General features: G+C 48.5%; 12 protein-coding genes. 6 read left to right on the top strand and 6 right to left on the bottom strand.

Features of this window, described 5'->3' with window-relative positions; genetic code table 11:
- Positions 1 to 407 precede the first annotated feature (407 nt).
- From GSF01_RS27705 to GSF01_RS27685, 5 genes are all read right to left on the bottom strand, one after another.
- On the bottom strand, positions 408 to 1,139 hold the full coding sequence (locus GSF01_RS27705; RefSeq protein ID WP_159888497.1) for an amino acid ABC transporter ATP-binding protein: 732 nt from the start codon (positions 1,137 to 1,139) through the stop codon (positions 408 to 410).
- Positions 1,136 to 1,783 carry an amino acid ABC transporter permease gene (locus tag GSF01_RS27700; RefSeq protein ID WP_159888496.1) on the bottom strand — a complete coding sequence of 216 codons (648 nt, stop codon included), beginning with the start codon at positions 1,781 to 1,783 and terminating at the stop codon, positions 1,136 to 1,138. The genes GSF01_RS27705 and GSF01_RS27700 overlap by 4 nt, the downstream gene beginning before the upstream one ends.
- A gap of 10 nt (positions 1,784 to 1,793) precedes the next feature.
- Complete coding sequence (locus tag GSF01_RS27695) at positions 1,794 to 2,462, bottom strand: amino acid ABC transporter permease (RefSeq protein ID WP_159888495.1); 669 nt, start codon at positions 2,460 to 2,462, stop codon at positions 1,794 to 1,796.
- 64 nt (positions 2,463 to 2,526) lie between these two features.
- Positions 2,527 to 3,345: a transporter substrate-binding domain-containing protein gene (locus GSF01_RS27690; protein ID WP_159888494.1), complete on the bottom strand. Its 819-nt coding sequence runs from the start codon at positions 3,343 to 3,345 to the stop codon at positions 2,527 to 2,529.
- A 186-nt stretch (positions 3,346 to 3,531) separates the two neighbouring features.
- Positions 3,532 to 4,575, bottom strand: a complete 1,044-nt coding sequence (locus GSF01_RS27685) for a DUF6786 family protein (RefSeq protein WP_159888493.1) — start codon at positions 4,573 to 4,575, stop codon at positions 3,532 to 3,534.
- 312 nt (positions 4,576 to 4,887) lie between these two features.
- On the opposite strand from GSF01_RS27685, the gene GSF01_RS27680 reads away from it, so the two are divergent.
- Genes GSF01_RS27680 through GSF01_RS27665 form a run of 4 tightly spaced genes read left to right on the top strand, consistent with a single transcriptional unit; the run spans position 4,888 to position 8,705 of the window.
- A complete protein-coding gene (locus GSF01_RS27680) occupies positions 4,888 to 6,201 on the top strand; it encodes an ABC transporter substrate-binding protein (RefSeq protein ID WP_159888492.1) in 1,314 nt (437 codons plus the stop codon).
- 32 nt (positions 6,202 to 6,233) lie between these two features.
- Entirely contained in the window at positions 6,234 to 7,151 is a 918-nt protein-coding gene (locus GSF01_RS27675; RefSeq protein WP_235941776.1) for a carbohydrate ABC transporter permease, read from the top strand.
- A complete protein-coding gene (locus GSF01_RS27670; RefSeq protein WP_235941775.1) occupies positions 7,148 to 7,978 on the top strand; it encodes a carbohydrate ABC transporter permease in 831 nt (276 codons plus the stop codon). Before GSF01_RS27675 ends, GSF01_RS27670 begins: the two co-directional genes overlap by 4 nt.
- 25 nt (positions 7,979 to 8,003) lie before the next feature.
- Positions 8,004 to 8,705 carry a PIG-L deacetylase family protein gene (locus GSF01_RS27665; RefSeq protein WP_159888491.1) on the top strand — a complete coding sequence of 234 codons (702 nt, stop codon included), beginning with the start codon at positions 8,004 to 8,006 and terminating at the stop codon, positions 8,703 to 8,705.
- Positions 8,706 to 8,762: 57 nt separating this feature from the next.
- Here GSF01_RS27665 and GSF01_RS27660 read toward each other — a convergent pair whose 3' ends face one another.
- On the bottom strand, positions 8,763 to 9,404 hold the full coding sequence (locus GSF01_RS27660) for a GntR family transcriptional regulator (protein WP_159888490.1): 642 nt from the start codon (positions 9,402 to 9,404) through the stop codon (positions 8,763 to 8,765).
- Between the two features lie 179 nt (positions 9,405 to 9,583).
- Between GSF01_RS27660 and GSF01_RS27655 the strand changes: the two genes are divergently transcribed.
- Positions 9,584 to 10,744, top strand: a complete 1,161-nt coding sequence (locus GSF01_RS27655; RefSeq protein WP_159888489.1) for a mandelate racemase/muconate lactonizing enzyme family protein — start codon at positions 9,584 to 9,586, stop codon at positions 10,742 to 10,744.
- A 64-nt stretch (positions 10,745 to 10,808) separates the two neighbouring features.
- Positions 10,809 to 11,834 carry a zinc-dependent alcohol dehydrogenase gene (locus GSF01_RS27650; RefSeq protein ID WP_159888488.1) on the top strand — a complete coding sequence of 342 codons (1,026 nt, stop codon included), beginning with the start codon at positions 10,809 to 10,811 and terminating at the stop codon, positions 11,832 to 11,834.
- The last annotated feature ends 11 nt before the right edge of the window (positions 11,835 to 11,845 follow it).

Below are 11,845 nucleotides of genomic sequence, written 5' to 3'. Positions count from 1 at the left end.
CATGAAAAAGATCGCTCTCCACCTGGATAAACAGGTTCAATGAGGAGGGCGATCTCTTTTTTTTGAAAAATAATCCTTTAAAAAATGAGCTATCCAGCTAACACTAGGGGTTTCTCGTCAATCTGACGGTCGCCAGTTTGTGGCGACCGTTCTTTTGTTGCGCTAACGGGATTCCGGCGTTTTCTGCTTCGAGGCCTGCCGAAGGTGAGTCTTGAGGTCGGGTGGCTTTCGCTCGCCCACAATCTCCGGAAAAAGGCGGCAACGGATCGAAAGCGTGAAATGGCGATGCCGGGAATAACATCCTGAGCACCGCCATTTCATTATCTTTAAACATTATCCCTCATGCGGGCTGTCCTCATAAGTAAACAAATTCACTTTTGGGACAGCCCCATTGTCTTATTATTCCATTATCGCTGAATGACTGCTTTAAGAAATTCCTGTGTTCTGGCCTTTTGCGGAATAGTGAAAATATCCTCGGGCTTGCCCTCCTCGATAATTCGGCCTTCTGCCATCACAACAACACGATCGGCCACTTCCCGAGCAAACTTCATCTCATGAGTAACGACAATCATCGTCATTCCTTCACGGGCCAATTCCTTCATAACGGATAAGACTTCTCCTACAAGCTCGGGGTCCAGGGCGGAAGTAGGTTCATCGAATAACATGATTTTAGGTTGCATGGCTAGGGCCCGGGCTATTGCAATTCGCTGCTGCTGCCCGCCTGACAATTGCTCCGGATACTGGTCCTTTTTATCAAAGAGACCGACCTTCGAAAGCAGAGTCTCAACGATTTCTTTTACCTGCTGCTGATTCAACTTGCGGACATGTCGCGGGCCCAAGGCAATGTTTTGAAATACGGTCAGATGAGGAAATAAGTTGAAGGATTGAAAAACCATGCCGATCTCGGTTCCAATCTTCCGTAGAGCGCTTTTTTTGGAGGCTATCACCTGCTGTCCGTTCAAGCAAATTTCGCCGGAATCGATCGACTCCAAATGGTTGATACAGCGGAGCATGGTGCTCTTACCCGAGCCGCTTGGACCGATGACCACTACAACTTCACCTTTATTCACTTGAAGCGATACGTCATGAAGAATTTGAATCGGACCGAACGATTTATTGAGATGCCGAAGTGTGATCATTTGATATAAATTCTCCTTTCCATCCAGGTTGTGAATAGGGAAAGCGGGTAACAGATAACGAAATAAACGAGCGAGATGAACAGCAAGATTTCAAAGGGTTTGCCGGACACATTCATAATCGCCTTGCCCTCGTGCAATAATTCCGCATATCCGACGACGGAAGCGATGGAAGTATCTTTGATTAGGGTAATAAAAAAACCGATCAACGGCGGCAAGGAAACCTTCAAAGTTTGGGGCAATATGACTTTGCCCATCAGCAGTACATAGGAAAAGCCAAGAGCTTTAGCTGCCTCGAATTGTCCTTTTGGGATGGAATCGATACCAGCCCTGATGATTTCGGAAATGTAGGCGCTGGAATATAAGGTGAATACTAAGGCGGTTGCTTCGAATATGTCGATGTTCACCCCGATGTAAGAAAGCCCGAAATAAAACATGAATAATTGAATAAGAAGCGGCGAGCCCCGAAACAGCTGAACATACGCCGTTAACGGTACCTTTAGCCAGCTGATCCGGCTTGTCCTGGCCATACTGATGACCATACCTGCGAGCGTCCCCAAGAGGATCGCTGTAACGGAAAGCTTGCAAGTCACGGTAAACCCGCTCCACAAAAGATACCGGTACTCGTAGATTACACTGAAATCCATGGCTATCACCTTACTTCGCGTTTTTTGATAGAAACAATCGGCGATTCATCCAATTCGAAATCATGGAAACGATAACATACAGTACATAGTATAGTCCGGTTACGAAAACGAATATTTCCAATGTCCGAAACGTTTGACCGTTTAAAATCAAAGCGCGATCGGTAAGCTCCTTTACATCAAGAATCGCGAGCAGACTAGTATTGAAGATAACCATAATAAATTGATTGGCCGAGACCGGAAACGTATGTTTGAAAGCTTGTGGAAAGATAATGGATCTGAACGTTTGAGCGTAGGTAAGCCCTAAAGCTTTGCTTGCCTCCCATTGTCCTTTGTGGATGGACTGGATCCCCGCCCGTATGATCTCTGACATGTAAGCCGAATTATTTATGGTCAAGGCAATAATTCCGGCTTGGATAGGCGTGAAGTTGATGCCGAACTGGGGAAGACCAAAATAAATGAGAAATACTTGGACCAAGGCCGGCGTATTTCGGATAAGCTCCACATATACGGTCGAGACCGCATATAGAGGAGGGATTTGCTTGTTAAATCGGCATGCCGCCAGTATCACGCCCAAGATAAAGGACAAGAAATAAATAAGAAAGGTCAGCCATAAGGTCATGACAGCGCCTGCTGCGAAATAATCCCAGTTTCTTAGAGGAGTAGACCAGTCTAGTATCATTCATATGCCTCCTTACGATAAGAGGCCTGCCTGACTTGCAGCAGACCTCATCTTCAACATTAGATTAATACTGCGGATTTAGCAGATAAGGAGGATCGATGCCGAACCACTTTGAATAAAGGCTTTTATTCGTTCCCTGGTTATTAATTTGAAATACGAAAAAATTTAAGTAATTTAACCACTCCTGGTCGCCTTTACGCACGGCTATGCCTTGATATAGCGGAGCAATAAGCGGGTCGCCTACCACTTTCAGCTCGGGATACAGCTTGGCTTGGTAAGCCAAAAAACTTTCGTCCTCGACGAACGCGTCCGCCTGACCGTTTTTAACGGCGAGCACACATTCTGCGGAATTGGAGAAATAGGAAAGCTGCGCCTTCGGAGCAAGCTCGGCGACGGCCTGATTGGTCGAACCCTTTACGACAGCGACCTTATTATCATTAAGATCTTGAACTTTCTGTATGGCGCTGTCTTTCTTAACTAGCATTTTCTCGCTCGCGGCCGAGTAGGGGGCAGATACATTGATCTTTTGCAAGCGTTCGTACGTTCGGGAAAAACTGCCGATAACCGCATCCACTTTCCCTGTTTCGATAGCCGGGATACGAGCGGAGGAATCAAGGTCGATGATTTCAAGCTCGGCGTTCAAGGATTTTGCCAATTCGTTAGCAATGTCAACATCGTAGCCTTGCGGGTTGTTTCTGTCGTCTTTAAATCCGAAAGGCGGATAGGAGAGAATGACCCCGACTTTTAGTTTTTTGGTTTGAACGACCTTCGTCAGAATCGAGCTATCCACCGTATTGGAGTTTTCGGACTTCGTGCACCCTGTAAGGGCAAGAACAAGCACCAGCGCTAAAAATAATAGACCCAAACCGTTTCTTCTAACCATACAAAGGCCCCCTTCGATTGAAATTAATCATGGCAGCAGGATTCCACGCCCAAGCCGGGCTCCATCAATCTGACAACGCTTTCAAAACCCGCATGAGTTCCTGATAGCGCTTGATGAACCCATAGTATCATCTCGTTTTTTATATTGTCAACAATAACATTGACATAATCTCAGAGTTGTTTCGGTTTATCCGGGAATAGGTATCCCGAGCATATGATGTGCAAGCTTGGCAATTTGGTCAGATTCTCCGACAAAATAATACAATTGGGAAACATCCGATTGAGTCCGGATATCTTTACCGTTTATTGAAGGGGCATGATATTCCAATTCCCCGAAACCGCCCATCTTTTCTCCATCATAGAAAAACTGCATGCAGGACCCGGTGTAATCCGACTTGCCTTCCGGATAATCGGGGTAAAGAGCAGAGGGATTTACCTGGAACTGGCGAACGATCAGACTGGAAGTTTCCTTGCTTAATCTTCGGTAATAACCGAATCTTCCGGCGCTTTGCAGAGTACTGTACGATAGCTTGAAGCTGCTGCCGCCGTCAAATGGGAAGCTTGTATAGTGAGGCTGGCGATTTATCCGGATCTCCTCTTGTTCCCTGTACATCACAAGCGGCTCGGAATCGCCCAGCACAGGGACCAAAACCGTGCCGCCGGGAGGGACCTGCATGATCGACCAAAGGTTGCAGTTAGATAAAAGCGCATTCGATACATGCTCGGTCTCGTGAAGATGTTCCATGCGCGTTTCGCATTGATAGCCGATGTAGGGAATCTGTGCCAAATCACGGTGCTCGTCGGAATCGATCATCAGAAAAGGATTGGCAATCAGGCTATACTCCTTTATCAGGCTAAGAGGAACAACGGTTTGATCCGGCCAATGGGTCAAAACGCAGGTTTGCCTAGTACGTACTGTCCCCTCCTTCTTCGAAGGGACAAAACGGTAGGAGCCGGGATCTAGCTGCGCAGGAATCTCATAATTGCCCGATGCATCGCGGAAAAAATCCATCTCGGGACTAATCCAGGTACGGTCTCCCCCGATATTCCATGAGCTTTCTTCCAAGGCGTGAATATCAGTCCATAAAGCTGATTCCGTACAGTTGGCCGGTACGAGGCGGATTAGCCGGGATCCTCTTTCCAAAATGACGGCGTATCCGCCCTGTGCGTCTTTCAACAAACGATGGTTCTGATGTAAAGCCGTTAATTGTCGCAGCAATGAATCGCTCATTCGAATCTCTCCCCAGTTTCGTTTGATCGTGTCACAATCACAATCATTGTGAAGCAGCTCCGCGTTATTGTCAACAATGATGTTGACAATAACATGATAAACCGTTTATACTTGCTCTGAAGCGCGTTCCGAGCTCGATCGATCGTCGGATCATCTATGGTTTGTTCGGCCGCTTGTTTCTTGAACTGATTGTAAGCGATATCAAAATGGGATAGAGGGTGATCCTTTCCGCATCTGACAGGACAATTTTGTATCGGAAATTCAGGGTGAATCGCTAATTTGGGATTGCAATTTATGGGGAGGTTAAGCGCGATGAAGATCCATTCCAAAAAAATGACGGCATTGTCCGGTTTGCTGCTCACTTCGCTTCTTACCGCTTGTTCAGGCGGTGGGGATACGGCTCGCACCGACAGCGTCAACCAATCAAAGACCTTGAAATTTATGGTTACGTCCGAAAATTATAGCGGCAGACTTAAGGATTTCATCTCGAATTATGAAGCAAAGAGCGGGAACCGCGTGGACGTTCAGTTATTTCCGGCAACCGAATTCGAGAATATGCTGAAGGTCAGAATGATGTCCAATGAAGGACCCGATTTGTTTGTTACCGACGATATCGCCATGTCGCAATTCCAAGTGTCGAAGGCTTGGTTCGAGGATCTTTCCGAAGAGCCATGGACAAGCCGGCTATCGGAAGGCGGCAAAAAAATTATTCAGTGGAACGACGGCAAAATAACCGGATTGCCTATTACGAATCCGGGAGGCATGGGGATCCTGTATAACAAAGCAATTTTCAAAAAGCTTGGGCTTGAGGTTCCTGTGACTTGGGATGAATTCCTTAAAGTTTGCGATATGATCAAGCAAGCGGGCATCGTTCCTGTCAATATCCAACTGGCCAACGGAAGCGAGTTCGGTACAACGCATATGATGCATCAGCTATTTACGAACGCCGAGCTGAACCGCGGCAAAGAAGCGGACCGATTCTGGCAAGAGATGAACACGCACAAAATCAATGTAACGGAAGTGAAAGAGTATGAGCAGTCGCTGAATCAAATGGTACAGCTAAAAGAAAAGGGTTACATCAATGAAGATTTTATTTCAAACACATTTGAGATGACCCAGGAAAAATTGGGTACAGGCAAAGTAGCCATGCATCCGGCCGGCGATTTTATCCTTGAACCGCTGCTTAAGAAATACCCGGATATGGATCTGGGGTTCTTCTCCATGCCGTTCGGCAATACGCCGGGTGCCATTTCACTCTACGCCGGGGTGGGGATCTCGGTTAATACGAAAGCTGCGCACAAGGAAGAAGCGTTGGAACTGATCCGATTATTTGCTTCCAAGGAAGAGCAAGAACTGTACTTGCAAAAGTCGCCGGGCATATCCGTCTTCTCCGACGTGGATGCCAAGCCGAATATGATTAGCGGAGATTTGCAGCGTTACATGGATAGCGGAAAAGCCTTTATGGGGATGTTCGGGAAGTATGAGGCTTGGAACGATATGGATGCGCGGAAAATGATGCAGGAAATGATGCTGGGCGGGAAAAAGCCGGATCAAGTCCTCAAGGAGCTGAACGCCAAGATGGAAATCATAGCTAAGGGGAAAAAGCTGCCGGGGTGGAGCCAGTGAACGAGGAGCGCTTAGGATTGGAGGGGGATTGCATGTCAGGCGTTGTTGAAGGGAGAACGGAACGTTCCTTGCGCAAACGAAGACCGCCTCTTTACTATCCCGTCCTGTTTATCGTTCCTGCGCTTGTTATCTTTGTTGTATTTTTCATATATCCGACCATTCTGGGCTTCTATTATTCATTCACCGATTGGAATGCGACGGGTGGCGACATCCGGTTTGTCGGCTTGACTCAATTCATGGAAATTTTGCGAAATCCGGATTTCGTTGTCGCACTTAAAAATACGTTCCTGTACGCCGCGGTTACGACAGCGGGCAAAAATGTCATCCCGCTTGGATTGGCCGTGCTGCTGACGATGAGATTGCGGTCCAGCCATGCATTGCGAGCTATTTATTTCTCACCCGCCATTCTAAACATTGTGGCCGTGAGTCTAATATTCCAAGGATTATTGAATCCTCATACGGGATTTGTCAATAACTTGCTGCGTTCCATGAATCTTGACTTTCTAGCGTTCGGTTGGATCGGAGACCCGTCCTTATCCATCTATGCAGCCTGTCTCATGGAAATATGGCGTGCGTCCGGGATCACGATGTCCATCTATATTGCCGGAATTCAGAATATCTCGGCCGATTATTACGAAGCGGCTGAGATAGACGGCGCATCTGCTTGGTCCAAATTTGTCCATGTGACGCTGCCGCTGCTGATGCCCGCCATTACGATCAATGTGCTCCTTTCGGTCATTTACGGCGCCCGTATGTTCGAAGGTGTATACTTCCTGACGCAGGGCGGTCCCGGTAATTCATCCGAGGTTTTGATGACGCTTGTCTATAAATATATGGGACAAGGCCTTTACGGTTACAGCACCGCATTGAACCTGATTTTGGTGCTTCTCATTGTCATAATCTCGATGCCGCTGCTCTCTTATATGAAAAAAAGGGAGGTAGAGGGATGATGGAAAGACGACGAAAACTTTGGATCGGATTTGCGGAGCTATGTTTGTGGGGGATGAGCGCCGTCATTCTCATTCCCTACTTGATGGTCGTGCTGACATCGGTCAAAAGCAGTAAGGAGGCCGGTCTGTTTCGGCTCTCTCTTCCTTCGGAGATTCATGTTATGGATAACTACCGCGTCGTATTCGAACGTGGGTATGTCTTGCAAGGCTTTATTAACAGTATGGTCGTAACGGCCGGTTCGGTCATCATTGTACTCGTCTGCTCTGCGCTTCTAAGCTTTTATATTGCCAGGGTGCGAAGCCGGATATCCGAATTGCTTTACCGGTTCTTCTTGCTCGGCATGGTTGCGCCGATCAGTCTTGTCACCACCTTCAATGTGCTCAAAACGCTAAATATATTGAATACGCGCACGGGGATTATTATGGTATTTGCGGGTATTCTGATTCCGTTCGCGATGTTCATTTACGTCGGGTTTATCAAGACGATCCCGAGAGAAATGGACGAGGCGGCAACGATCGACGGATGCGGACCGTACCGCATGTTTGCCATCATTATTTTTCCGCTTATGAAGCCGATCACCTTTACGGCGGCCATCCTGGTGTTCATGAACGTTTGGAACGATTCGCAAATCCCGCTGTTTTTTTTGAACGACAATCGTTATTGGACCATGCCTTTGAATATTTACCGATTTTACGGCTACTTCAGCACGGATTGGAACTATATTTTTGGCAATGTTTTTTTGACGGCTCTGCCGGTATTTGTTATTTATTTGCTCGGGCAGAGGTTTATGATCGAAGGCATGACGAGCGGAGCGGTGAAAGGATAATCCGTATGCTAAGGAGGACAGTTGGATGCGAATACTTGCGATTGGCGCCCACCCGGACGATGTGGAGATTTTGTGCGGGGGGACACTTGCCAAATATAAGGCCCGTGGCGATCATGTGACCATTATGATCGCAACGAATGGCAATGTGGGATCTCCCGTCTTGTCGAAGGAAGAAATTGCCGCCGTCCGCCGTAAGGAAGCGGAAGCCTCGGCGGCCTGTATTGGCGCGGATTTGATTTGGATGGGATATGACGATGAATTTCTGTTTCATGACAGGGAGACGCGAATGGCGTTCATCAACGCCATTCGCAAGGCGGCGCCCGATGTGATGTTCGTGCACGGGAACAATGATTATCATCCCGATCACCGCATATGCGGCGAGATTGCCATGGATTGCAGAATTCCGGTAACCGTACCGCTTATCGAAACGGAATATCCGCCAATGCCCCGAATTCCGCATGTTTTTGTGATGGATAACTTGGGCGGGGTGGGCTTTGAGCCCGAATTTTATGTGGATGTGACGGATGTAAATGAAATGAAAAGCCGCATGATTCGTGCGCATGCGAGTCAGGACCAATGGCTGAACTATCAATACGGTATGGATTACGTCGAATTCGTGTCCAAGACGAGTGCGGCTCGAGGGATGGTAATTGGCGTCCAGCATGCGGAGGCGTTCCGGAGCCTTCCCATGTACCCGGTCATGGGAGGCGCGTCTTTGCTGCCTTAATACCAAAGATCGATGACAAATCAAAAGCGCCCTCTGGTCATTCAGGGGCGCTTTTGGTTAGTAAATATGCTTTTTCAAGACGGGTTCAATGCCTGCCCAATCTTTGGTCTTAATGGCGTCCAGCAATTCACGATGCTCTTCGATAAGCTGAGAAAAATCATTCTGCTGATGCATATGGGAATTGTTCATGAAATGAAAAACGATTCGGGAGGCTACGCCTGACCAAAGCGAAACCATGTACGGTTCTTCCGTCAAGGAAATCAAGTATTCATGGAATTGCAGGTCTTTCTTGACGATGGTGCTCGTGTCCATTTTTTGGCATGCTTCGATCAACTCGTTCAGTATGCTTTCCAAGTCCGCAAAATGGTTTTCGTTAAGACGGGGCAGAATAGTTTGGATGCAGTACGATTCCAACAAGACCCGAAGCGGGTTTAGCAGCTGCTCGACTTCGGTTTTCTCGACGTTCGCGACCGTGGTTTCGCGGTGCGTCTGGGTGACAAGCAAACCTTCGCGTTCGAGAAGCAGAATCGCTTCACGGATGGGGCCGCGGCTTACGCCCATATCCTTGGACAAGTCTTGCTCGCGCAGTCGCTGGCCGGGCTTCAGTTGACCGCCGATCACGGCATCTTTGATGTCCTGATAGATTTGATTGCGCAGCGTGTCTGTTTTTTTTATGGAAAACCGGAATTCCGAGCTCATTAGTGATCCTCCACTCTTAGTTAAATCCAACTACTACTAACAATAGCGAACAAATCAACCCTCGTCAACAATTACAAAATAAAATAAACATAAAAATGTTATTGTTGACAATTACATAATTCTGAAATAATCTAGAGGTGAGCAAACGCATACATTTCAACAATTAAAGGAGCGCGACTATGAAAATTATTGACGTTATCACAACACCCGTATTGATTCCCTTCAAGAAGCCTGCAAAATGGTCCGGCGGCACAAGGAGAAATGCACCTGCACTCATCATTCAGCTGAAAACGGATGAGGGCTTGATCGGACTCGGCGAATGCGTAGGCCCGACGATCCCGACGATTCAAACTGTAATTGAGAAGGAATTCAAACCGTTTCTGATCGGGAAAGATCCTATGCAAACCGAGCTGATCTTGCATCAGCTGGAAGAGTACATTCTGAACTGGTCCCAAATCGGCTACTATGCAATGGCAGGGATCGATATTGCGCTGCTGGATCTGAAAGCAAAAATATTGAACACGCCGTTATATAATCTATTTGGCGGTCTTTATCGGAAAGATGTCCGTTTCTCGGGTTACTTGTTCATCGACGATCCGCTCGTGAATGCGAAGGAAGCGGAGGAGCTGGTAGCCAAAGGGTATGATGAGATTAAGATCAAGGTCGGTCGTGAAGTCGACTACGATACGCAACGCATCAAAGAAATTCGCCAGGCTGTCGGTCCGAATGTTAAGCTGAGAATTGATGCGAATCAAATTTGGAGCGTGCCTACGGCCATTCGGGCCATCAATCAGATGGCGGTGTACGATCTTCAGCTGGTCGAGCAGCCGGTGCCTTATTACGATATCGACGGGATGGCTGCGGTCAGCCGGGCGGTACCGGTTCCCATCACAGCGGACGAATCGTGCACGAGCTTCGATTCGGCGGTCAAACTGATCGAGAAAGGCGCCGTCTCGGCATTCACCGTGTATCCGTCGGAGGCAGGAGGTCTACTGAAAGCGAAGCAAATTGTCGAGCTGGCCAACACCTACGGAATATGGTGTGTGACGGGGTCTTGGGCGGAAACGGGAATCGCGACCATGGCGAATGCCCATCTGATTGCTTCCTCCCGCAACTTCGTATTTGCCAGCGATACGCACTATGAATGGTATGCTTCGGATGTTCTGCAGAACAAGCTCGATATTGTGAATGGGAAGCTGGCCATGACGGACAAGCCCGGGCTTGGCGTCGAGCTTGCCTCGGATTTCAACGGACTGGCCAAAGAAGAAATTAGGGAAATGGTGTTCTACGATGACGAGTCGGCGGTCGAGTTCCAGCCGCGTATCGGCATGATTCTCTAATGACCGGTAAAGCTGAGTTGACGGCGGAAAACCTGCCGTATTGCAAGGGCAAGGAGGCTGCAAGATGACAAAAACGATGCAAGCGCTTGTATGGCATGGTGTCGGGGATTTGCGGAGCGAGGAAGTTCCGGTCCCCCGCATCGGAGCGAAGGAAGTATTGGTGAAAGTACGGTACGCGGGGATTTGCGCAACCGATCAGGAAATTTTCTGCGGGCATTATCCGTACCCGGCACCATATATTCCCGGCCACGAAATTACGGGCACGATCGAAGAGATCGGAGAAGGCGTCGAGCAGCTGCAAGTCGGGGACCGGGTCGTCATCGACCCGGCCATCCCTTGCGAGACCTGCAGATATTGCCGGAATGGACGCCCGGAATTTTGTCAGCATTATCGCGAGCTCGGTATAAATGAAAACGGCGGCTGGGCACAGTTTGTGAAAGCGCCCGCACGATGCGTATACCGAATACCGGATACGCTCGGCGATCTATCGGCGGCCGTCATCGAGCCCCTGGTTTGTCCGTTCGGTGCGGTCCATGCGGCCGGCGTCGAAGCGGGGGATCATGTACTCGTGATCGGCGACGGACCGGCCGCGATGTATTTCGTTCAAATTGCCCGGATGATGGGAGCGGCGTCCGTATCGGTTTCCTACAAACTGGATTCCCGTATCCCGGATATGCGGAAATGCGGTGCCGCGTACTTTGCCGAAAGTAAGCGCATCCATGAGCTGACCGATACGAAAGCTTATCAGGCACACGGAGGCTTTGATCTGGTCATTGATGCCGTGGGGTATGCGGAAACGATAAGACAAGCCATCGAAATGGTTCGAATCGGCGGAAGGATCATCTTCTATGGACTGAAGGAAGCAGAAACAAACGGGTTCCCTCATAAGGAAGTGATTCTAAAAAATCTGACGCTGTACGGGCGGACAAATGCACCTGCACTTTGGGGTAAAGTGATAGAGTGTATTGAAAACGGTTTTTTGCATATCGATTTCATTCCTGATCAAGTGGTTTTCCCGCACGAGGTAGCCGAGCTGCTCTCGAAACCGCAATGGCCGTGGGTGAAATGCATCATGAAGTGGAGCGAATAAGAGGAGGGGCT

This window comes from Paenibacillus puerhi (genome assembly GCF_009846885.1).
GTDB lineage: Bacteria > Bacillota > Bacilli > Paenibacillales > NBRC-103111 > Paenibacillus_G > Paenibacillus_G puerhi.
Note: the sequence above shows the minus strand (reverse complement) of the source record. Positions and strands in the feature narration are given on the sequence as shown.